The 22,947-nt window shown below is 70.9% G+C and carries 16 protein-coding genes; 13 read left to right on the top strand and 3 right to left on the bottom strand.

Features of this window, described 5'->3' with window-relative positions:
• Nucleotides 1–42 precede the first annotated feature (42 nt).
• The 3 genes from ACRAS8_RS01130 (at nucleotide 43) to ACRAS8_RS01120 (ending at nucleotide 2,612) form a co-directional block, all read left to right on the top strand.
• The gene (locus ACRAS8_RS01130; protein WP_438483836.1) at nucleotides 43–438 is read left to right on the top strand and encodes a VOC family protein; all 396 of its coding nucleotides are present in this window, start codon (nucleotides 43–45) and stop codon (nucleotides 436–438) included.
• Nucleotides 439–458: 20 nt separating this feature from the next.
• Nucleotides 459–1,688 carry a winged helix DNA-binding domain-containing protein gene (locus ACRAS8_RS01125; RefSeq protein ID WP_438483835.1) on the top strand — a complete coding sequence of 410 codons (1,230 nt, stop codon included), beginning with the start codon at nucleotides 459–461 and terminating at the stop codon, nucleotides 1,686–1,688.
• Between the two features lie 384 nt (nucleotides 1,689–2,072).
• On the top strand, nucleotides 2,073–2,612 hold the full coding sequence (locus tag ACRAS8_RS01120; protein ID WP_438483834.1) for a hypothetical protein: 540 nt from the start codon (nucleotides 2,073–2,075) through the stop codon (nucleotides 2,610–2,612).
• Nucleotides 2,613–2,727: 115 nt separating this feature from the next.
• Here the strand turns inward: ACRAS8_RS01120 and ACRAS8_RS01115 are convergent, their stop codons facing one another.
• Nucleotides 2,728–2,922, bottom strand: coding sequence for a hypothetical protein (locus tag ACRAS8_RS01115; protein ID WP_438483833.1), 195 nt, complete (start codon nucleotides 2,920–2,922; stop codon nucleotides 2,728–2,730).
• A gap of 737 nt (nucleotides 2,923–3,659) precedes the next feature.
• On the opposite strand from ACRAS8_RS01115, the gene ACRAS8_RS01110 reads away from it, so the two are divergent.
• The 8 genes from ACRAS8_RS01110 to ACRAS8_RS01075 all read left to right on the top strand — a co-directional run bounded on the left by ACRAS8_RS01110 (nucleotide 3,660) and on the right by ACRAS8_RS01075 (nucleotide 19,183).
• Nucleotides 3,660–6,869 carry an amino acid adenylation domain-containing protein gene (locus ACRAS8_RS01110; protein WP_438483832.1) on the top strand — a complete coding sequence of 1,070 codons (3,210 nt, stop codon included), beginning with the start codon at nucleotides 3,660–3,662 and terminating at the stop codon, nucleotides 6,867–6,869.
• Between the two features lie 9 nt (nucleotides 6,870–6,878).
• A complete protein-coding gene (locus ACRAS8_RS01105; protein WP_438483831.1) occupies nucleotides 6,879–14,228 on the top strand; it encodes an amino acid adenylation domain-containing protein in 7,350 nt (2,449 codons plus the stop codon).
• Between the two features lies 1 nt (nucleotide 14,229).
• Nucleotides 14,230–15,423, top strand: coding sequence for a hypothetical protein (locus tag ACRAS8_RS01100; RefSeq protein WP_438483830.1), 1,194 nt, complete (start codon nucleotides 14,230–14,232; stop codon nucleotides 15,421–15,423).
• A 17-nt stretch (nucleotides 15,424–15,440) separates the two neighbouring features.
• Nucleotides 15,441–15,779 (top strand): nuclear transport factor 2 family protein, encoded by a 339-nt coding sequence (locus tag ACRAS8_RS01095; RefSeq protein WP_438483829.1) that lies wholly within the window; start codon nucleotides 15,441–15,443, stop codon nucleotides 15,777–15,779.
• Nucleotides 15,780–15,990: 211 nt separating this feature from the next.
• Nucleotides 15,991–16,746, top strand: coding sequence for an HAD family hydrolase (locus ACRAS8_RS01090; RefSeq protein WP_438483828.1), 756 nt, complete (start codon nucleotides 15,991–15,993; stop codon nucleotides 16,744–16,746).
• Entirely contained in the window at nucleotides 16,740–17,612 is an 873-nt protein-coding gene (locus ACRAS8_RS01085; protein ID WP_438483827.1) for an SDR family NAD(P)-dependent oxidoreductase, read from the top strand. Before ACRAS8_RS01090 ends, ACRAS8_RS01085 begins: the two co-directional genes overlap by 7 nt.
• A 4-nt stretch (nucleotides 17,613–17,616) precedes the next feature.
• The gene (locus ACRAS8_RS01080) at nucleotides 17,617–18,288 is read left to right on the top strand and encodes an acetoacetate decarboxylase family protein (protein WP_438483826.1); all 672 of its coding nucleotides are present in this window, start codon (nucleotides 17,617–17,619) and stop codon (nucleotides 18,286–18,288) included.
• A 1-nt stretch (nucleotide 18,289) separates the two neighbouring features.
• Nucleotides 18,290–19,183: an SAM-dependent methyltransferase gene (locus tag ACRAS8_RS01075; RefSeq protein ID WP_438483825.1), complete on the top strand. Its 894-nt coding sequence runs from the start codon at nucleotides 18,290–18,292 to the stop codon at nucleotides 19,181–19,183.
• 9 nt (nucleotides 19,184–19,192) lie between these two features.
• Here the strand turns inward: ACRAS8_RS01075 and ACRAS8_RS01070 are convergent, their stop codons facing one another.
• The gene (locus ACRAS8_RS01070; RefSeq protein ID WP_438483824.1) at nucleotides 19,193–19,954 is read right to left on the bottom strand and encodes a class I SAM-dependent methyltransferase; all 762 of its coding nucleotides are present in this window, start codon (nucleotides 19,952–19,954) and stop codon (nucleotides 19,193–19,195) included.
• A gap of 389 nt (nucleotides 19,955–20,343) precedes the next feature.
• On the opposite strand from ACRAS8_RS01070, the gene ACRAS8_RS01065 reads away from it, so the two are divergent.
• Together ACRAS8_RS01065 and ACRAS8_RS01060 are read left to right on the top strand one after the other, a co-directional pair.
• Complete coding sequence (locus ACRAS8_RS01065; RefSeq protein WP_438483823.1) at nucleotides 20,344–21,063, top strand: hypothetical protein; 720 nt, start codon at nucleotides 20,344–20,346, stop codon at nucleotides 21,061–21,063.
• A 2-nt stretch (nucleotides 21,064–21,065) separates the two neighbouring features.
• On the top strand, nucleotides 21,066–22,364 hold the full coding sequence (locus ACRAS8_RS01060; RefSeq protein ID WP_438490307.1) for an ATP-binding protein: 1,299 nt from the start codon (nucleotides 21,066–21,068) through the stop codon (nucleotides 22,362–22,364).
• A 128-nt stretch (nucleotides 22,365–22,492) separates the two neighbouring features.
• Here the strand turns inward: ACRAS8_RS01060 and ACRAS8_RS01055 are convergent, their stop codons facing one another.
• A complete protein-coding gene (locus ACRAS8_RS01055; RefSeq protein WP_438483822.1) occupies nucleotides 22,493–22,900 on the bottom strand; it encodes a hypothetical protein in 408 nt (135 codons plus the stop codon).
• Between the last annotated feature and the right edge of the window lie 47 nt (nucleotides 22,901–22,947).

Raw genomic sequence — 22,947 nt, 5'->3', positions numbered from 1 at the left:
CACCCCATTCCACTCCCACCCCCACCCCACGGGAGCCTTCTCATGCCCAACCAGACCCCCGCCCCCCTGTCCGGAAAGATCCTCTGCCAGGCCATGTGGGCCCGCGACGGCCGTCAGCTGGCCGACTTCTACGCCGCCGCCCTGGGTACCGAAGTCCGCCAGACCTTCCCGGACGAGCACGGCAACGAGGCCGCCTGTGCCTTCTACGCCGGCGCGACGATGTACCTCTTCTACACCTCCGGCTCGTTCACCGCCCCCAACTGGCCCGAGGAAGACCTGCCCTTCCACATGGACCTCGCCTTCGACGACGTCGCGGCGGCGGAACACCGGCTGCTGGAAATGGGAGCCTTCAAGCCCGGCCACCAGCCTGGCGGAGACCACTGGACCGTCCTGCTCGACCCCTCCGGCCAGCCCTTCTGCATCCACGCGACCCACTGACCCGCGCTGCATCCACGCCCATGACTGCCCTGCCCCGCATCACTCCCGCCCAGCGCCGCTCCCGGCTCGTCCGCCGTCACCTCCTGGCACCCTCCCTCCGTAAGGAGAAGGCCGAGGCCGTCGCCGAGGCGCTGATCGGCCTGCACGCCACCGACCCCGCCACCGTCTATCTCACCGCCGCGGCCCGCATGCACACACCGACCGCGGCCGCCATCGACCACTCCCTCTACCACGCTCCCAACGGGACGCCGGGACTGGAACGCATCCGTTGCATGCGCCGCACCATGTTCGTCGTCCCCGCCCACCTGGCCCCGGCCGTCCAGTCCGCCACCGTCCGCGACGTGCATCGTCAACGTGCCAGCACCACCGCCCAGTTGGGCGAGTCCCTCGGCTGGGACGAGCGTCGCTGCGCCGCGGTGGAAGCGGCTGTCCTGGCGGCGCTCACCACACACGGTGCGGCCACCGCCGTCCAACTCGCCGCCGAAATACCCGACCTGCGCGAGCAGATCGTCACCTTCCCAGGCAAGCCGTACGAGTCGCGGCAGCGCGCCGGCTCACCCATCCTGGGCCTGCTGGCCGCCGAGGGACGCATCCGCCGGACCCGGCCGGCCGGGTCGTGGACCTCCGCACAGTTCCGTTGGGCGCCGGCTCGCCCGCTGCGGGCCATACCTCCCGCCGAGGCGAAGACCCAACTGGCCCGTCACTACCTCACCGCGTTCGGCCCGGTCACCGTGGACGACCTGAAATGGTGGACAGGCTGGAGCCTCACCGACACCCGCAGAGCCCTCGCCGCCACCGGCGCCCAGGCCGTCGAACTCGACGAGGGTACCGGCTACCTCCTGCCCGAAGCCCTCGAAGATCACCAAGAACTCCAAGACCTCGAAGGCCGCGGGGGCCGAGGCGATTTCCAAGGCATTGAGGGTGCTGTGCCCGCGGTGGCCCTGCTGCCCGGTCTCGACCCCACCCCCATGGGTTGGCGCCATCGTGACTGGTACCTCGACCCCGACCACACCAAGGCCCTCTTCGACCGCAACGGCAACATCGGCCCGACCATCTGGTGGAACGGCCGCATCATCGGCAGCTGGGCCCAACACCCCGACGGCCACCTCAACCACCATCTCCTGACCGACCCCGGCAGCGAGGCCCGCACCGCCATCAAATCCGAGATCGACCGCACCCACGCCTTCCTCGCAGGCACCCGCGTCACCCCCTGCTACCGCACCCCCCTCGAACGCACCCTCACCACCTGACGCCACACCTCATGCTGCTTCGGGCCGGAATGTGTGGCGTGGAGGATGCTCATGCCCGCAACAGACTTCTCCGGCGGAACTGTTCCGGCGCAGCCTGCGATTGCTGTTGGCCAAGGACATTCAGGGCCTTCGATGCCCACTGCGACTACTGGAACCCGCTCGTCGTCCATGGGCCGGGTGCCGGCCTCGTTGTGCCTGTGTCTGTCGAGGTGATTGAGGCCCTGACCTGCTTCGAGGTGCGGGGTGGTGCCGGGGTGGGCATTCGTTTGGGACTGGGGTGGTCCGGCGCGTCACTGAATGCCAGTGACTTATCTCGTATTAGCCTCTTCCTACTGAACGGAGTCCCTATATCACGGATGCAGCTGCTCGACAACCGGAGATGAAATGCGCAAGCTTCAAAAGGCCGCCGTCGTGGCCGTCGTCCTCGGAGGTTTCGGCTTCCTCGGCGCCAGCACCGCCTCTGCCGATGGCGGGCAGCAGGGCGGGAGGGGCGGCACTGGGTTCGAGATCAGGCAGGGCAGCTCGTGCCGGTCGCACGACACGAACGTCGACGTCCTCGGCGAAGTCGGGATCCTCAACGGCCTGCTGGGCAACGCGCTCGGCGGTGAGGGCTCCCCGGGTGCACAGAGCACCACGATGGGTTCGTCCATGGGCTGCAACAACTACTTCGACGGCATGGCAGCCATGGGAGGTACGGGAGGCGGCGGCGCAAGGGGCGGAGGCTCGGAGGGTCGAGAAGGCCACGGCGGGGGTGGGACCAGCGGCGGGGGCGAAGACAAGGCCGGCAGCTCGGACGGCGGGGAGGGCCACGAGGGCAAGTCGGGCAACGCGGGTAAGGAAAGCGGGGACGAACGGATGGGCGGGGAAGGCCCGGTACACGCGATCAGCGGGCAAGGCGGGGAAGGTGGGGAAGGCGGGGAATGACACAAGGGTGGTAGGGAAAGGTCGCTGGCCGGGCTTCTATGGGGGAGCCCGGCCAGCGGGCTGGCGGGCCGGCGTTCGGGCCCGGTCCGGCAGGTCCGCCTGAAGGCATCGACGATCATGTGAAGGGTGGCAGGTCCTGGGGGTCGTTGCGGTAGAGGTAGTCGACGTTGATGTAGACGTTTCTGCGGCCCTGGTTGTTGGTGGTGGCGACCCAGAGATCGCTGGTATGGCCGAGCGCGTTGAGAACGGTCGCGGCTGCCCGATGGCCGGGCTGATCGTGGCGGTGACCCGATGCCAGGTGGCCAACCATGGTTGTTCTTCATCGTTGTTGGCACGGCGTCGTCAGTCATTTTGGTGCGTCGCGGCCCGCGACCGATGGCTCGACAACTGGATTGGTGTGGCGGCGATGTGATGTTCGATCAGTTGGCTAGTGCCCGGCGCACTCGCCTTTCAGGCTTCCGTTTCTTGTTTGTGTTTTTCTGGTTTCCGGGACATGGCGGGATATGGACGCTGAGGCAACGGGGGGCGTGTCCCGGGAACGGGATTCCTGGGAGTGCCTGGGGTGTCACCGTCACCCCCGCTCCGACTAATTCCCCTGCGCTGTAAGGGGTATGGGCGACCCCGCTGCTTGGGGATGGGGCGTGGGCGAGCGGGGCGCCGGAGATGGCGGAGAGTCCCAGGTCAAGGAGTCGTCAAAATCTGCGGTGTGCAATTTATGTGAAGAGGGTCACGTTGCGTCAGGCTGTGTGGCTGCTGCTACGTTGAGGAGCGTTGCAGGGCGACTGAGGGGGCGCACGACCATTTGCCACGTCATTATGTTGCGGAGTCAGATCCCTGTTTGTGTGGTGAATCCGCTATAGGGGGAGACCGGAAAACCGGACGGTGAGTCGGCCCCATCGCCTCAACCCTCACCACCCCAACCTTCACCACCCCAACCCCACCACTTCATTACCGTTCCACCGCGACGGTGCACTCGGGCGACCCCCGGATGCCCGTCGGTTCGTATGCGTGCCCAACCGGCGCGTGACGGGAAAGGTCCATCCGTTGATGAACACGGCGCCTGTGCCAGGCACCAGTCAGCATCCGTTACTCGAAGAGCTCTTCCGGGAGCAGGTCGCCCGCCGCCCCGACGCGCCTGCCGTGGTCGACGGCGAGACCACGTTGTCGTACCGCGAACTCCACGACCGCGCGGGCCGGGTGGCGGCCGGGCTGATCGCGTTGGGTGTGCGCCGGGAGACGCCGGTGGCCATGGCCTTCCCGCGTTCGGCCGACGCGATCGTGTGCACGTTGGCCATCGTGCTGGCCGGCGGCGCCTATCTGCCGGTCAACCCCGACTTCCCCGGTGAGCGCCTGGCGCACATGCTGGGCGACAGCGGCGCCGAACTGCTGGTCTGTGCGCCCGGACTGGCGGGAGCGCTGGGCTCCGCGGCACCGCGGGCGACCCGGGTCATGACGCTCGGGGCGCTGATCGCCGAAGGGGAGCGGGCCGGGATCTCCCCGCCGGCCGATGCCGTGCCCTGCGTGGGGGAGCGGTCCCCGCTGGCCTACGTGATGTTCACCTCCGGGTCCACCGGTCGTCCCAAGGGTGTGTTGGTGGAGCAGGCCGGCATCGTCCGGCTGGTCAGGGACAACGGCTTCTTCCGCTTCTCCGCGGACGAGCGGCTGCTGTTGACCGGCGCCCTGGAGTTCGACGCGGCGACCTTCGAGATCTGGGGGTGTCTGCTCAACGGCGCGACGCTGTATGTGACCGGCAAGGAAACGTTGCTGGTCCCGTCCGCCCTGAAGACCTTTCTGCATCACCACGCCATCACCGTGATGTGGATGACCGCTCCGCTGTTCAGCCAGACCGTGGACGCCGACCCCGCGGTCTTCGCCCGGTTGGGTGCGGTGGTGGTGGGTGGCGATGTGCTCCCCGCCCGCCAGGCACGCGCGTTGCGGACCGCGTACCCGGGGTTGCGGATCATCAACGGCTACGGCCCGACGGAGAACACCACCTTCACCACCACCCACGAGGTGCGTGACGAGGAGCCGGGCGCGGTGCCCATCGGGCGCCCGCTGAACGGCACGACCGTGCGGGTGCTGGACGAGGAACGACGGCCGGTGCCCGCCGGCACGCCCGGTGAGCTGTACACCGGCGGGAGTGGACTGGCGCGTGGCTATCTGGGCCGGCCGGACCTGACCGCGGAGCGCTTCGTCACGATCGACGGCGAGCGCTGCTACCGCACCGGCGACCGCGTGACCATGGACGCGGACGGCCTGCTGCACTTCCACGGCAGGGTGGACGACCAGGTCAAGATCCGCGGGCATCGGGTGGAGATCAAGGAGGTCGAGGCGGCTCTGCTGGGCTGCCCCGGTGTCCTGGACGGATGCGTGATCGTCGCAGCGGACAGGGCGGATGAGGCAGGTAAGACGGACGAGTCGGACGAGACGCGGAAGCGCCTCGTCGGCTACGTCGTCCTCGGTGAAGGCGCGGATGCCGAACGGGTCCGGGCGGCACTGGCCGGGCGGCTGCCCGACTACCTGCGGCCGGACCGCCTGGTGGTGCTGGACCGGCTCCCGCTGAACGCCAATGGCAAGGTCGACAAGGCCGCACTTCCCGTCGCAGAGACGGAAAGTGACGTGACGTCAGTTAGTGACGACGCGTACGCCGGGTTGTCTGCGGAGCAGCGGCGGCTGGCCGAGGTGTGGGACGTGGTGCTGCGGCTGAAGGGCCGCGCCGTACGGCCGGACGACGACTTCTTCGCGTTGGGCGGCAACTCGCTGGCCGCCGGGGCGCTCATCGGACGACTGGCCGTGCGGGACGGGGTGGCCCTGTCGTACCGGGAGGTGTTCGAAAGCCGGACCCTGGCGCGGATGGCGGATGCCGTACGACGGGCCGGGCAGGCATCGTCGTCGGCGGCCGGTCTGCCGCCGGTCACGCCGGCTCCGGCGGGTGTCCCCACCGCGCTCCACCCGCAGCAGTACGGACTGCACACCCATGCCCAGGTGGCCCCGGCGTCGTTGGCCTACCACGTTCCGCTCCGTATCGACCTCGACGGGCGGGTGACCGCGTCGGCGGTCAGGGACGCGCTGAACGAACTGGTGCGTCGGCACGATGCGTTGCGTATGCGGCTTGTCGTCACCGGGGAAGGGGTGCGGCAAGTGACGGATCCGCATGCCGCGGTGGAGATGGTGGCGCCGCCCGACTCCGACGCGTTCGCCGGTGAGGACGACCGGTCGCTGCTCGCGTCCTTCGTCCGGCCGTTCGACCTGGAGGGCGGGCCGCTGTTCCGGGCGCTGCTGGTCCGCCTGGACGACAGGTGCCATCGGCTCTATCTCGACGTTCACCATGCGGTGTTCGACGGGGTGTCGTTGCGGATCGTCGCGGAGGAGCTGACGGAGCTGCTGTCCGGCGGGGTGCTGCCGGAGCCCAAGTGGGGCTATGCCGATGCCGCGCAGTGGTACGCCGATCGGCTCGCCGAGGGGGCGTTCGCCGCGGACGAGCGGTACTGGACGGAGGTCCTGGCCGATCCGCCGCGGCTGGAGCTGCCCACGGACCACCCCCGCCCGCCGGTGCGCGCGGAAAGTGGAGCGGTGGTACGGCTGGCCCTGACGTCCGAGCGTGACGCGGCGGTCGCGCGCGTCGCCGAACGGACCGGCAGTACGCCGTTCGCCGTGCTGCTCAGCGCCTACACCGCGGCGCTGATGCAGCTGTCGGGGCAGCGGGACGTGGTGGTCGGCAGCCCGATGAGCGGGCGGATCCACCCCGACTTCGAGTCCGTGGTGGGGATGTTCGTCAACACCGCCCCGCTGCGCCTCACCGTCGGCGAACCCGCCACGCTCGCCGACCTGTTGGACTCCGCCCACCAGCGGCACCAGGAAGCCCTGGAACACCAGGCATATCCCTTCGACCGGATCGTCGGGCAGCTGGGGCTGCCCCGGGACACCGCCCGGCTTCCCCTGCTCGACGCCTTCTTCGCCTGGCAGAACATCGACTTCCACACCTTCACCCGCGACGGGCTGCGGATGGACGTCATCCTGCTGCATCCGGACTCCTGCCGCTTCGACCTGAACCTCCAGGCGTACCAGCGGCCCGACGGCACGGTGCTCGAACTGGAATACAGCACCGCGCTGTTCACCGCGTCCTCCGCGGAATACCTGCTCCACCGCGTGGCCGAGCTGATCGACGACCTCGACGCCGCCCCGCACACCCCCCTGTTCGACTCCTCGGCGTCCACGAGCGCGGTCACCCCCGCCTACGCCGATTTCTCTTTCTAGAAGGACCCCATGACCAGCGCACTTCAGGTCCAGCAGGCCCTCCGCAACCACCCCCGCCAGCAGGAGTTCTGGGAGACCCGCAGCCAGGGCTGGACCGAACCGGTCCAGGTCATCCGCGACCACCTGCGCCCCGGCGCCGGCGAACACCGCACCACCGGCGCCCCGCTGGACCCGGCCACCTCGGCCGCCCTGACCCGGATCACCTCGGGCGACGCGGTGCTGCTGCGCACCGTCGCCGCCACCGTGCTGGCACTGCTCGCCGCGCGGACCACCGACCGCGACGACGTCGTCGTCCAACTGCCGGTGCCGCCACAGCACTTCGACGCCCCCAACCGCGCCATCCCGCTCGATGTGCGCATACCGGCGCAAACCGCGGCCAAGCAGCTCCTCGGGGCCGTCCGCGCCGGATACCTCGACGCGGCGGCCCATCTCGACGTGCCCGTACGGCATCTGCTGGAGCGCGCCGGCAGCCGCCCGACCGACTTCATGATCGCGGTCGACGGCGACCTCGGCCCGGAGGATGCCGACCAGGCCGGTGCGCCCCTGCTGTTCACCCTGACCACCGGGGCCGACCCGCGCCTGGCCCTGCGGTACGACCCGACGCTGTTCACCGAGGCCACCGCGGAGCGCCTCCTGGACGTCTACCGCACGCTGCTCGACACCGTCACCGCCGCGCCGGACACCACCACCGACGCCCTGCGTGCCCCGTCGGACGCCGAACTCGCCCTGCTGGAAGGCGAGTTCAACGACACGGACACGGAGTTTCCTGGTGGACGGCTGCTGCACGGTTTCCTGGAGGAGCGGGCCCGCGAGCACGGTGACCGGATCGCCGTCGCCGACGGCAGCGGGACCACGTACGCCCAGCTCAACGCGGACGCCAACCGCCTGGCCCGCACCCTGCGCGCCCGCGGCGTGACCGCCGGCAGCATCGTCGGCGTCTGCATCCCCCGGTCCGCCGCGATGCTGACCGCCATCTACGCCGTGCTCAAGGCAGGCGGCGCCTACCTGCCGATCGACCCCACCCTGCCCGGCAACCGCATCGCCTACCTGCTGGAGCACAGCCGCACGGAACTGGTGCTCACCACCGGCGACACCGCCGATGTGGTCGGTGCGCACCCCACCCTCGACGTCGACGACCCGGCGAACAGGTCGGCCGACGACGGTGACCTCGACCCCGTCACCGGGCCCGACGACGCCTGCTACGTCATCTACACCTCAGGCTCCACCGGCCGTCCCAAGGGCGTCGTCGTCGAGCACCGCGCCATCGTCAACCGACTGTGGTGGATGCAGCGTCAGTACCCGCTGGGCGCCGACGACGTCATCCTGCACAAGACGCCGTTCACCTTCGATGTGTCGGTGTGGGAGATCTTCTGGTGGTCGCTGGCCGGTGCCTCGGTCGCCACCCTGCCCAACGGCGCGGAGAAGGACCCCGAGCGGATCGCCGAGCGGGTCGCCGAGAGCGGCGCGACCACCCTGCACTTCGTGCCCAGCATGCTGCACGCCTTCCTCACCTTCACCCGGGCCGCCGGCACCACCTCCGAACTCCGCACGCTCCGCCAGGTCTTCGCCAGTGGTGAGGCGCTCGCCGCGGCCCATGTCGAGCTGTTCCGCGAGGCGCTGCCGCAGGCCCGGCTGAGCAACCTCTACGGCCCGACCGAGGCCGCCGTGGACGTCAGTTACTTCGACTGCGACACCGTCGACACCACCCGCTCGGTGCCCATCGGCCGGCCCATCGACAACATCAGGCTGCTGGTGCGCACCCGCGGCGGCGCACCCGCCCCGATCGGGGTGCCCGGCGAACTGTGCATCGCCGGCGTCGGCCTGGCCCGCGGCTATCTGCACGCACCGGAGCTGACCGCGGAACGCTTCGTGACCGGGCCTGAGGGCTTCGGCCGCCTCTACCGCACCGGCGACCTGGCCCGGTGGCTGCCCGGCGGGATCCTGGAGTACCTCGGCCGGCTCGACACTCAGGTGAAGATCCGCGGCTACCGCATCGAACTGGGCGAGATCGAGCACCTCGCCGGCGGCGTGGCCGGCGTCGTGGAGTGCGCGGTCGCGGCCGTCGAGGGCGACCGTGGCGAGAAGGCGCTGTGCGCCTACGTCGTGGCCGGGGCAGGCTTCGAGGAGACGGCGCTGCGCACCGCGCTCGCCGCCGAGCTGCCGTCCTACATGGTCCCGCAGTTCGTCGTCACCGTCCCCGCCATCCCCACCAACCACAACGGCAAACGCGACCTGGCCGCCCTGCCGCGCCCGGCCCAGCAGCCCGCCGAAGAACAGCACGTCGAGCCGGCCACCGACATCGAGCGGCTGATCGCCGCGGTGTGGTCGGACGTCCTGGGCACCGCCCGCATCGGCGCGCAGGACAGCTTCTTCGCGCTGGGCGGCGACTCCATCCTCGGCATCCGCGTGGTGGCCGCGCTGCGACAGGCCGGCTACGAGGTCACCGTCGGCGAGGTCTTCGCCCACCAGCGACTGGCCGACCTCGCTGCCGTGGTGCGCCCGGCCCGGCAGACGGCCCGGCCCGAGCCCACGATCGGAGACACCGGCTCCTGGCCGGCCACCGCGCTCCAGCAGGGCATGATCTACCACAGCAGCGTGGACACCGAAGTGCCCGTCTACCACGACATCTTCCGCTACCACGTGGACGTCCCCCGCGTCGACGACGACGCCCTGGTGACCGCCTGGCGCCGACTGACGGAGCGTCACCCCGTGCTGCGGGCCCGCTTCGACCTGGAGACCTTCGACCGGCCCCACATGGTCGTCGAGGACGCCCCGGCGCTGCCGGTGGAGCTCACCGACCTGCGCACCGCCGCGGACCCGGCCGCCGCCGTCACCGCCTGGGCCGAACAGGAGAAGCGCACCCCCGTCGACCCGGGCACCGCCCCCGTCTACCGCGTCCGGATCTTCGTCACCGCCCCCGACCGCGTCGTCCTCGGCCTCAGCTTCCACCACGCCCTCCTGGACGGCTGGAGCGTCGCCTCCCTGGTGGAGGAGTGGGTCCGCGGCTACGGCGACCTGCTCCAGGGCCGGGACGAGACCCCCGCCCCCGCGGTGACCCTCCAGTCCCAGTACGCCGCCCTGGAGCGCCTCGCCGAGGAGGACCCCGCCCAGCGGGACTTCTGGGCGGCCGAGCTCGACGGCGCCGAGCTGACCGAGGTGCCGCGGCTGGGCACCGACCGCGGCCACGGGGTCACCTCCGAGGTCGTCGTCGCCGCCCGCGCCCTGGACCCGGAACTGCTGGCGACGCTGCGCCGCCGCGCCCAGGAATGGTCCGTCCCGCTCAAGAGCGTCTTCCTCGCCGCCCACCTGCGGGTCCAGGCGTTCGTCGCCAACCGGCGCCAGGTGACCACCGGTCTGGTCGCCAACGGCCGGCCGGAGGTCGACGGCGCCGAGACCGCGCTGGGCATGTTCCTCAACACCCTGCCGTTCCGGCTCGACCTCGACACCGAACAGAGCTGGCGCGAACTCGCAGAACACTGCTTCGCTTTGGAACAGCGGCTGCAGCCCCACCGCTGGTACCCGCTGCCGGCCATCCAGAAGCTGCACGGCGGCCCGGTCTTCGACGTGCTGTTCAACTTCACCAATTTCCACGTCCACCAGCAGGACGCCCCGGCCGACGGGCCCGCCGTCCGCGCCGTCGACTACTTCGAGCAGACCAACGCGCCGCTCGTCGTCTACGTCGGCGCCAACGCCTATGAGGGCGGCTGGGAGTACCGCATCGGTTACGACCCCGGGCAGTTCACCGCCGAGCAGATCGACCGCTACCTCGGCTACTACCGCAGCTGCTTCCAGGCACTGGCCGACGCCGGCGAACGGCCCTGGGCCGACACCGTCCCGCTCACCGCCGACGAACGCGCCGTGCTGCTGCCCGCCGTCACCCGGCCCACCGTCCCCGAACTGGACGGCAGCGCCACCCTCGTCGACCGCTTCACGGCCATGGCCGGCAAGCACGGCGACGCCACCGCCGTCTCCTGCGACGGCCGGCGGCTGACCTACCGCGAACTGGACCGCCGCGCCAACGCGTTGGCGCACCACCTGGCCTCCCGCGGCGTCCGCCCCGGCGACCTCGTCGCCCTGGCGCTGGAGCGCGACGTCGAGATGGTCGTGAGCATCCTGGCCACCCTCAAGGCCGGCGCGGTGTACGTGCCGATCGACCCCGGCTACCCCGAGGACCGCATCCGCACCACCGTCGAGGACGCCGGCGTCCGCCTGGTCCTGGCCACCGCCGAGGTCTGCGCGCTCTTCCCGGACCGCGCCACCCTCACCGGCACCGCGGACGCCCTGGACGCCCTCATCGGCGAGGGCGCCGACCACGGCCCGGAGCACGGCCTGACCGCCGACTCCCCGGCCTACGTCATCTACACCTCCGGCTCCACCGGCCGCCCCAAGGGTGTCCTGGTGACCCACGGCAACGTCCTGCGCCTGTTCTCCCGGACCGAGCACTGGTACGGCTTCTCCGAGGCCGACACCTGGGCCCTGTTCCACTCCTTCGCCTTCGACTTCTCCGTCTGGGAGCTGTGGGGCGCCCTGCTGTACGGCGGCCACCTCGTGGTCGTCCCCTACTGGGTCAGCCGGTCCGTTACGGACTTCGCCGACCTCGTCGTCGCCGAGGGCGTCACCGTCCTCAACCAGACCCCGTCCGCCTTCGGGCAGGTCAAGCAGGCCCTGATGGACCGCATCGGCCCCGACGACGTCCGCCTGCGGTACGTCGTCTTCGGCGGCGAGGCGCTGGACTTCGCGAGCCTGGCCGACTGGTTCGAGCACTTCGGCGACGCCCGCCCCGAGCTGGTCAACATGTACGGCATCACCGAGACGACCGTGCACGTCACCTACCGGCCGGTGCGCACCGCCGACACCCGCGCCCCCGGCAGCATGATCGGCGAACCCATCCCCGACCTCGGCCTCTACCTCGTCGACGACCTGGGCCGGCCGGTGCCCCTGGGCACCCCCGGCGAGATCGCGGTCACCGGCGGCGGCGTCGCCCTGGGCTACCTCAACCGGCCCGAGGAGAACGCCAAGCGGTTCGTCGAACTCGACCTCGGCCACGGCCCGGCCCGCGCCTACCGCTCCGGCGACCTGGCCCGCCGGCTGCCCGGCGGCGACGTCGAGTACCTCGGCCGCGGCGACGCCCAGGTCAAGATCCAGGGCTACCGCATCGAGACCGGCGACATCGAGTCCGCGCTGGTCGCCCACCCGCGGATCGACTCGGCCCTGGTCGTCGCCTTCACCCGCCGCACCGGCGGCAAGGCCCTGGCCGGCTACTACGTCCCGCTGCCCGGCGAGACCCTCGACCGGCAGGAACTGCGCGCCCACCTCGCCGACCGGCTGCCGGGCTACATGGTGCCCAGCTTCCTGGTGGAGGTCGAGCGCTGGCCCCTGACCATCAACGGCAAGACCGACCGCCGGGCGCTGCCCCACCCCGAGGACCACTCCGGCGGCACCGACCGTGCCCACACCGCGCCGCGCAACGCCACCGAGGCCCGCCTGACCGCCGTCTGGCAGGACGTCCTCGGCCTGGAGCGGGTCGGCATCGACGACGCCTACTACGACCTGGGCGGTGACTCCCTCCAGGGCATCCGGCTCGTCGGCGCCCTCCGGCGCGCCGGCTACGAGGTGCCGCTGCACGAGCTGTTCCGCCTGCAGACCATCCGCGCCCTGACCGACCAGGGCATGATCACCGCCGCCGGCGACCCGTCGGCCCAGGCACCCGAGAGCCGGCCCTTCGACCTGCTCGACGCCGCGGACCGCGAGCGCCTCCCGGCGGACGTCGTCGACGCCTACCCCGCCACCCAGCTCCAGCTCGGCATGATCTTCCACACCGACCTGGAGCCGGCCCAGGCGGTCTTCCACGACCTGATCCGCTACCGCGTCGACCTCCCCTTCGACCAGGAAGCCCTGACCGGGCTGCTGACCGCCATGGTCGACGCCGACGGCCACGAGATCCTCCGCACCTCCTTCGCGCTGGACGGCTACCGCCGCCCGCTGCAACTGGTGCACCCCCGGGGCCGGGTCCAGCTCACCGTCCACGACCTCACCCACCTCGACCAGGCACAGCGCGCCACACACGTCGACGCCTGGTTCGAGGACGAGAAGAGCACCGGTTTCGACTGGCAACTGCCGACCCAGATGCGGTTCTTCGTGCACCGCGCGACCGACGACTCCTTCTACCTCTCGGTCAGCTTCCACCACGCGATCATCGACGGCTGGAGCTTCTCCGGTCTGATGGCCCGGCTGCTGGGCGACTACCGCAACGCCCTGGCCGGCCGCGCCCCGGCCCCGCACCGGCCGGCACCGCTGGCCTACCGCGACTACGTCGCCCTGGACCTGGCCGCCCAGCAGGACACCGCGGCCCGGGACTACTGGACCGGCCTGCTGGCCGACGCCCCCGACACCACGCTGCCCCGGCTGCCCGAGGCCGGACGCCGCTGGGCGGAGGCCGAACTCCTGCTGGACGAGGGGCAGTACGACCGACTGACCGCGCTCGCCGCCCGCCACGGCGTCTCCGTCAAGCACCTGTGCCTGGCCGCGCACTTCCGCGCCCTGTCACTGATCACCCGCACCACCGACGTGACCACCGGCGTCTTCGGCCACGGCCGCCCCGAACACCTCGAAGCCGACCGCATGGTGGGCCTCTTCCTCAACATCGTGCCGCTGCGCACGGCCACCGACGGCTCATGGGACGAACTGATCGCCGCGGTCAACCGCGTCGGCCACGAACACCTCCCGCACCGCCGCTACGCCTACGCCGGCATCCAGCAGGCCCTGGGCGGGCGCCGCCTGGTCGAGACCGCGTTCAACTTCGTCAACTTCACCGCGTACGCCGACCAGTTGGGGGCGGACGGCGGGCAGGTCATCGGCGACCTGAAGTGGTTCGAGCACGCCGACTTCGCCCTGCTGGTGACCTTCAACGCCGACCTGTTCACCCGCCGCATGCGGATCAACCTCAACGCCGCGGCACACGTCCTCGGCAGCGACGCGGTCCGCACCGTCGCCGGCGTCTACCGCGCAGTCCTCGCCGACCTGCTGCACGAGCCGGGGGAGGGGCCGGAGCCGGGCGAGGGTCCGGACCTCACCGCCCTCCTCGCCCAGCTCCCGGCGCCCGCCGACGGCGACCTCGAACCCTACGACCGCCCGGCACCGACCGCGTACCCCGCCGGCCTCGACACCGTCGACCCGGCGGCCCTCCGCGAGCTGTTGACCGAACTCCTCGGCGACACCCCCGCCGACGGCACCGTGCCCACCCTGGACTCCCTGACCACCCTCCGCCTCACCCACGCCCTCCACCACCGCTTCGGCATCGACGTCCCGCTACCGGCACTGCTCGACGGCAGCGCCCTGACCGGCACCCTGGGGCGGTGACATGAAGGCGACGTTCTCCACCATCCTCCTCAGCTCACTGGGATCGACGGTCCTGTGGCTGCTGCTGGTGCCGAACTTCCAGGCACAGACCCACTCCGACGGACTGGTCGGCCTGCTGGGCATGGAGCGGCAGGTGCTCGGGGTGGTCGGCGCGCTCCTGGTCGGCGTCTGGGCCGACCGGGGCCGCATCGGCCGGAAGTTCGCCCTGCTCCAGGCCCTGCAACTGGCCCTGGCGGCGGTCTTCCTCCTGCTGACCTGGCTCGGCACCGCAGGACCGGACTTCGTCCTGGTCTGGACCGCGCTGCGGTTCACGCTGGTGGGCGCGAGCTCCGTCCTCGCCTACCGCCTGCTCGCCGACGCCTCCGGCTCCAGCGCCCAGGGCGCGGTGCTCCAGATGGTGACCTCCCCGCAGGGCGCCATGGTCTTCGCCGCCGTCATCTGCGCGGCGGTACCCGCCTGGACCGCGCACACCCTGGTCACCGCGCTCGTCTTCGACATCGTCTCCTCGCTCCTGGTGATCTGGCTGCTGCTGGCCCGACCGGAGCCCGGCGAGGGCGAGTTCGGCTTCGAGTGGCGCCACGTCCTGCGCCGCGGCGCCGCCGCCGTGCGCAGCTACTGGCTGCCCCAACTATGGCCGTGGAACCTCCTCCAACTGGCCTTCCTGGTCAGCCTCTCCGGCATGATGGTCTACGCCAGCGTGATCGCCGAGGCCCAGACACTGGTGCCGACCAGCATCGCCTTCTCCGGTGGCTGGTTCTTCTACGGACTGGCGTTCTGGCTGACCGCCCCCCTGCTGCGGAACCCCGAACGGGCCCGCCGCTGGGCACTGGCCTTCGCCGGCGTCCTGATCGCCTGTGGTGTGATCGGCGCCCTGGCCGGCCGCTCCGCCTTCCCCGTCCACATGGCTCTCTACGTGGTGCTGACCTTCGTAAACGCCTACTGGATCCACTTCACCAACGCCCGCATCCTCGAACCGGCTCCCGCCGCGCACCTCGGCCAGATCCGTGCCAGCATGATCTTCTACCTCGGCCTGGTCTTCGGCATCGGCGAACAACTCGTCGGCCTGCTGCTGGAGTTGAAAACTGGACTGCTGCTGCTCGGCCTGGCCCACGTGGTGGGCGGCATCGCCCTGGCCGGCGCGCTGCTGACCATCCGCACCCGCACCCGCCGCCGCGCCCTCGTGCCGGTCGCCTAACTACCTACGGAGTTCCCATGACCCCCGAAGAGATCGTCGACGGCCAGCTCGCCGCCTACAACGCCCGCGACCTCGACGCCTTCCTCAGCTACTACGTCGAGGACGTCCCGGTCCACGCCTTCCCCTCCGGCGAGGTGCTCGCCGACCGCTCGGGCCCGGCCTTCCGCGAGCGCTACCGCGCCCTCTTCGACGCCAGCCCCGACCTGCACGCCGAACTCGTCTCCCGGGTGACCCACGGCCGCATCGTCATCGACCAGGAGCGGGTCTCCGGCTTCCAGGGCGACGAGGTCCGCGCCGCCGTCGCCCTCTACGAGGTCGGCGAGAACCACATCGAACGCGTCTGGTTCGCCGTCTGATCACGCCCCCACCGGCCGGCTGAACCGCCGCCGAACCCGCGAAGTCCCCAGGTCACCTGGGGACTTCGCGGCTTCTCCACACTCCTCGGGTGCCTGGACAGGCACCCGACCCCCCAACCGACGGCATTGTGCAAGTACGCCGATCAAGCCCCGATCACCACTGTCCGAAGACCTACTGGTCCGTACCCCACGTGGATCAGAGCCTGTACGTATGGCCTCGGGATCACGTGCGATCGCCGTGCTGGACGTCGACGGCACCCTCACACCATCGATGCTGGGCATCGAACTCCTCCGGACCCTGAACCAGGACGGCGCGTGCCAGGCAACCGACGTGAGCGCGCTGAACGCGCTCGTGGACCGGAGCCGGACGGAACGGGGCACCTCTTCCGCGCGCACGATCGCCGCGGCCAACGACGGCTTCGCCGCCGTGCTCGCCGGGCTGCCCGCGACGCACGTCGCCGACGCCGCCCGTCGTACCTGGCGCAGGGTGGAAGGAGACCTGTTCCCCTTCGTCCCCGGCCTCCTGGCGACACTGCGGGCACACGGGCTGCACATCGTGCTGCTCTCCGGCAGCCCGCACGAGGTGATCCAGGCGATGGCCGACCGCCTGGGCGTGCGCACCTGCCAGGGCGCCGTCATGGCGGCACCCGGCGGTGTGTACGACGGCCGGGTCCAACTCCCCACCGGAGTTCCCGGCGTCAAGCGACGCACGCTCCGCACCCTGTTGCGCGGCCACCGCGTCGACGCCGCCCGTTCCTACGCCCTCGGCAACTCGGCCGCCGACGCACAGGTTCTGCACCTGGTCGGAATTCCCATGGCCTTCGAACCCGACCAGAGGCTGAGAGCACGGGCCGAACGCGCGGCGTGGCCCATCACCAACCGCCATTCCGTCGTGGCCTGCACACAGGCGGCTCTCCGGCGAGCCGGGCCCGCCCATGACACGAAAGGAAAGGTGAACGAGTGCTGAGCGGACGCGCACCGGACCGAGACTTTCTGACCGGGGCGACCTGCCTGGTCGTAGGAGGTGCACAGGGCATCGGCTGGGCCGTCGCGGTGGCCATGGCCGACCACGGGGCGACCGTACATGTCTGTGACGTCTCCGAAGACAGCCTCGCCCGCGCCACCGAGGAGACCGCCCGCCTTCCCTGGCCCGAGCGGCTCGTACTGGCCGAGTGCGACGCCACCGACCGCGGCGCACTCGAACGCTGGATCACCGCGGGACACCAGAGCGCCGGCCGCGTCGACGTCCTCGTCAACAACGCCGCCTTCGTGCGATGGGAACCTCTGGAGATCATGTCCGTCGAGGACGCCGAGCGGACGATGGCCACCGCCTACGGGGCAACCCTCTACGCCACCAAGGCCGTTCTGCCCCTGATGCGCGCGGCGGGACGGGGGCACATCGTCACCGTGGGCTCGTCGGTGGGACGCGTCCATGTGAAGGGACCCTCCGCCGCCTACGCCGCCGCCAAGGCAGCACTGGAGGCGTTCACCGCGATCCTCCAGATCGAGCTGCGCGGCTCGCCCCTGCACGCCACACTCGTCCGGCCGGGAGCGGTCGCGGGAACCGGCTTCTTCCAACACCACGTACCGTCCGCACGCATGCCGCGACTGGCCGACTTCCTGCCCTACTCCGTACCGCCGGACATCGCACGCGGCGTCATCCGCGCACTGCGCAGCCCCCGCGACACCCTCGACGTACCCGGCTACCTGCCGGCGCTCTACCTCCTGCACGACCTCTTCCCCACCGGTCTGCGAAGGCTCATGGAACTCGGCGGACCGGGGCGACGGGACTACGCACACCGCAGCTGGCACCACCACATCACAGGGAGTTGAGCCCATGCGGGAAGCATCCGCACCCACACCGCCGGACCAGGCGTACCCGGACGCACCATGGATCCTGGGCGGGCGCATCGTACTGGGACAGGTGACGGCCCGGCACCCGCTCACCCCGATGAGCGGCGTGCGCCACCTCCTCGACCGCCGCATGCTGCTGTTCCTCGGCCGCTACCGGCAGGGCACACTGGACTACAGCGAACTGGTGCTGGCCGCCTACGCACACCGGGGCCTCCGCCCGGGCCTGGAAATCCGCCACATCTGGGTCGACAACGAACCAGCGCTCCTCGGCGGCGTCCACCTCTGGGGCCTGCCGAAGAAACTCGCCACCTTCGACTGGGGCCACCACCACGTCCGCGTCAGCGACGACAACGGCCCCCTCACCACCCTCACCTGGTCACCGGGCAAAACCGGCCTGGGGCGACTGCCGGTGCCGCTCTGGTTCTTCGGCACCCGCGACGGCGCGCTGCTGCACACCACGGCCAAGGCCCGCTGCCGCCTCACTTCGGCCCGGTTGACGGTGGACGAGTGGACCGACCGGCTCCCCGCCCTCACCAGCCCCCGAGCCCGGCTCGGCGCGATCTGCGACCCCAGCCGCGCGATCGTCCCGCCCGCCCGCGTCCTGGCCCACCTTCCCGTCCCCTCGGCCGGCACCCACCACAGGCAAGGAGTCTGACGTGCACGTCACCGAACTCGACCCGGAACTCGACCCCGCGGTGCTGAGCGGCTACTACGACGGCATGACGGCCAAGCTCAAGCACAAGTACGGGCCCGGCCCGCGTGTCCACTACCACCTGGGCTACTACGCCGACCGCACGGCGCCCACCCACGCCGCCGGGACCCCGCCCGAGACGGTCCGCCACAGCATCTGGCACCACCAGGAGCTCCACCTGCGGCACGCGGCGGAACTCTGGGACGCGCCCAGGCGCTTCACCGGCACCGTGCTCGACGTCGGCTGTGGCCTCGGCGGCGGCTCCCTCTTCTGGGCCCAGGAGTACGGCGCGCAGGTCACCGCCGTCACCATCGCCCCCGAACATCCGCCGATCCTGCACGACTTCGCCAGACAGGCCGGCGTGGACGCCCGCATCCGCACTCTCGTGTGCGATGCCACCGACGTACCGGTGGACCGGCAGTACGACACCGCGGTGGCCATCGAGAGCAGCTGCCAGATCGCCCGCGGCCCCTGGTTCCAACGCCTGGCCCGGCTCATCCGCCCCGGCGGCAGCGTCTGCATCGAGGACATCTTCCCCCTGCGCCCACGAGGAGCGGTTGTCTGGGCCGACTACTTCCACGCCCGCCCAGGCACCGTGGACGAGTATGCGGCGGCCGCGGCCGCAGCGGGCTTCACCCTGGTCGACGACGTCGACATCACCGCCGAGACCACCCCCTTCTGGCGGGAGAGCATCGACTGGACCCGGGCCACACTGGACAACCACGGCAGCGAGAAGATCGACAGCGAGGAGCGCCGACGCCTGCGCATCTCGCTCGCCATGCAGCACGAACTGGAAGCCGAATGGAAGTCCGGCAGCATGCGCCAGGCATTCCTCCGCTTCGAAAAGCGCCGAGCGTAGGCCCCCGGCTCACGGCCGACCGGCCACCAGCAGATCGACGACATAGGTCTCCTCCACCGCCTCCGCGGGGAAAACCTCGCGCAGCCGCCGGCGCTCCTCGTCGAAGAAGGCTCGGTTCGCGGCCTGGTCGAGGACGAGGAACGCCGAGCGGCTGCCGATGTTGGCGAGGTGCGTCTCGAGGGAGACCGTGCGCTGCCAGCGGATCTGCCGACGCACGACCCGCAGGCCGGTCAGGCCGGCGAGCCGGATGGCTTCGCGATCGTCGGGACGGACCGAGGGACGCGGGGGCACTGCGCAATGCCGCGCGATGCGCTCGTGCTGGGCACCCAGCCACGGCACGTCGAAGGCCGTGGTGTTCCACCAGATCGCCAGCGCACCGCCGGGCCGCAGCACACGCAGCGCCTCCGGGACCGAACGACCGGTATCGGTCCACTGCCACGACTGCGCATACGTGACCAGGTCATGAGACGCATCGGCGAGCGGAAGGGCATTGCCGTCACCCCGGACGACCGGCACCTCCGGCAGCACCCGATGAAACTCGACGGCCATCGCCTCCCCCGGCTCCACGGCGATCACGTCAGCGCCCCGCTCACGCAGGAGCGCAGTCGCGATCCCCGTGCCCGCCCCCACGTCCGCGACCCGGACACCCGTCAGAGCACGCCCCAGGAACTCCTCGACCACGTCGAAGAGCGCGGCCGGATACGAAGGGCGGCTCGCCTCGTACTGGGCGGCCACCGAATTGAACGAATGAGCACGCGACTTGGCAACCATCCGCTCATCTTCCCTCGCGGACCGCGCCACCTGTGGGCGGAAACCAGAGATCCGGGCGCCGCCCGGTGAGCCGGGCCGGCCCTGGCCGGTTTAGCGGTGCGTTAGTGCCGCGTTAGCCGACCGGTAGTGTCTGGGGCCAAGCTGGACGAGGTAGCCGGTGAGCGGGGCGCCCCAGTCGTCGCAATGTGTCACGCGGCGAGCACAGAGAGATGGGGCAGTCCGCTTCCCGCCCCAGTGGATACCGTCCTGTGACCTGGCCCACGACCTGGAGCGCGACCGATGGGTTACCGTTTCCGGACTTGTCGGATCGTCGCGGAGCCATGCGGAGAGAACGTTTGCCTTCTCACGTCTCAGCCCCTGCGCCTTCCGGGCCTTCTGGGAGTAGCGCAATGCCCCACGACCCCGGCAGGCGCTCGCCTCGGGCCGCCGTACGGGCGGTGGCGCTGGCGGCTGTGGCGGCGGGCACCGCGGCGCTGCTCGGCGGGTGTACGGAGGCCGGTGCGCCCAAGAGCGCGGGGCCTGCCGACCCCGTCACCGGCCCGGTGGCGCTGTGGCCCGGCAGCAAGCCCGCGCCGGCGATGCCGCCGCAGACGGGCGGGGAGGAGAAGCCGCAGCCGCTGACCGCGCTGCCGAAGGTGCCGTCCGGCGACATCCGGAAGGTCTCCGCGGGCTCCGTCCTCCTGGCGCAGATCGACCTGGACAAGCGTCACGATCAGGCGGTCTTCGACAAGGACGAGGAGCGCAAGATCCGCTCCTGTGCCGACAAGCCGGGCTCGGCATCCTGCCCGATACGAGCCCCCGAGTACCACGACCTGACCGGCGACGGCAAGGACGAGCTGATCATCGGCGTCCGGAGCGGAAGCAACCTCCTGATCATGTACGCCTACACGCTCAAGAACGGGGTGGTGACCTCGATCCTGGATTCCACCAGTTCGCCGCAGCTGGTGGAGGTCGCCGACCACAAGCTGGTCATCCACGAACCAGGCGACGCGCCCGGCTACGAGAGCCGCACGGTCTATGTCTGGGATCCGCGGCACCAGGTCATGACCATCCAGGACGTGGGCTACGGCCGACGGGCCCCGTCCTCCGCGATCCCGTCGGGCAGGTGAGCATGCGCACTCCCCGCCCCCGTCCGCCGAGGTGGCTGCATGCCTGGACGGCGACGCTCTACTGGAAGGCCGCCGTCTTCATCACCGTGATGTGCTGCCTGCTCGCCGCGGTGCTCGGCATCCTGGTGCATGTCCTGGTCGACCGGCAGACCCAGGACCGTGCCCGCCACACGGCGCTGGCGGAACTGGACCGCAACAAGTCCGCGTACGTCGCCGGCACCCCCCTCGACCGCAACATCTCGGTCAATCCGCCGGACCTCCCCGTTCCGCTCCGCGAGATGACCGTGCGGCGGCACGAGCGCGGGACCCAGCTCGGCACCCACCAGGGCCGCCCCGTGATGTGGGCCGCCACCCCCACGACCGGCGGAAAGGTGCTCGCGCTGCGGCTGGACTACAGCGAACAGGCGGCCTCCCTCCGCGGCCTGGACGCGGCCATCACCGGTTCCGCCGCCGCCGCGATCGCCCTCACCCTGGGGGCCGGACTGATCTCCGTCTCCCGCATCACCCGCAGACTGCACCACACCGCCCGCGTCGCCCGGCGCATCAGCACCGGCGATCTCGACGCCCGCGTCAACGACCCCCGCTCCCGCTGCCCCGACCGGGCTCAGGACGAGGCCGCCGCCGTGGCGACCGCGCTCGACGCGATGGCCGCCAGTCTCCAGACCCGACTGCACAGCGAACAGCGATTCACCGCCGACGTCTCCCACGAGCTGCGCACCCCGCTCGCCGGTCTCCACTCGGCGGCCGAGCTGCTGCCGCCCGGCCGTCCGACGGAAATGGTGCGCGACCGCGTCCAGGCACTGCGCGGGCTGACCGAGGACCTGTTGGAGATCTCCCGGCTCGACGCCCAGGTCGAGAGCGCGGACATCGACGTCCACCAATTGGGCCCGCTGGCCGAGCGCGCGGTACGGGCCACCGGCACCACCACCGAGGTCCGTGTCGTGGGGGACGACCAGGTCGAGACCGATCGGCGCAGGCTCGAACGCGTCCTGGGAAACCTCGTCGCCAACGCCCACAAGCACGGCCGCGCGCCCGTCGTGGTCACCGTCGACGCCCCGGTTATCACCGTGCGCGATCACGGCGACGGCTACCCCGCCTATCTTCTCGACCAGGGGCCGCAGCGTTTCCGGAGCCAGTCGGGCGGGTCCGACGCGGGCAAGCGGACCGGCCACGGCCTGGGCCTGACCATCGCCACGGGCCAGGCACATGTCCTCGGTGCCACCCTCCGTTTCTCCAACGCCCCCGACGGCGGAGCGGTCGCCGAACTCCACCTCCCGCCTCTCCCCGAGCGGCCCCAATAACCGACCTGTCCGGGCCGCCGCGGCGCGAGACCACAGACCACGGACCACAGACCACGGACGACAGACCACACGCCGGCGGCCCCCGGCTCGAGGAATCGAGCCGGGGGCCGCCGTTACGTCGGAGAGGGTCAGCCGAGGTCTGCCGGGGCCTTGGGGAAGGTGAAGGTCTTCACCGTTTTGCCGTCGTGCTTGTAGACGACCTTGGGTGTGGCATCGGCCTGCGCCGCAGGCTTCGGGAAGACCAGCGTGTACGTCCCGTTCGGGTCCATCCGGCTCTGTATCGGACCGGTCTTGTTCACGTTCAACGTGCCCGTGACGCCGTGCTCGGGATCCTTGACGGTGACGGTGTCGGTGTTGCCGTCCAGTGTGAGGGTGTCGCCGCTGTCGACCTTGACCTGCTTGACGTAGTCCGTCGGCATGGCGGATGCCGCCCCGACCGGCAGGGCGACGGCCGCGCCGGTGACCGCGACAGCAAGGGTGGTGCGGAGCGCGGTGCGCTTCCCACGTCGGGCGGAAGGCTTGGCCTGCGTACGCATGATTGCTCCTTTACGGATGCGTGTGGTCTGGCGTCCGGGACTGCCCG

It is taken from the genome of Streptomyces sp. S186, assembly GCF_051603415.1.
Classification (GTDB): domain Bacteria; phylum Actinomycetota; class Actinomycetes; order Streptomycetales; family Streptomycetaceae; genus Streptomyces.
The sequence above is the reverse complement of the archived record's forward strand: the minus strand, read 5'-3'. Positions and strand labels throughout refer to the sequence as shown.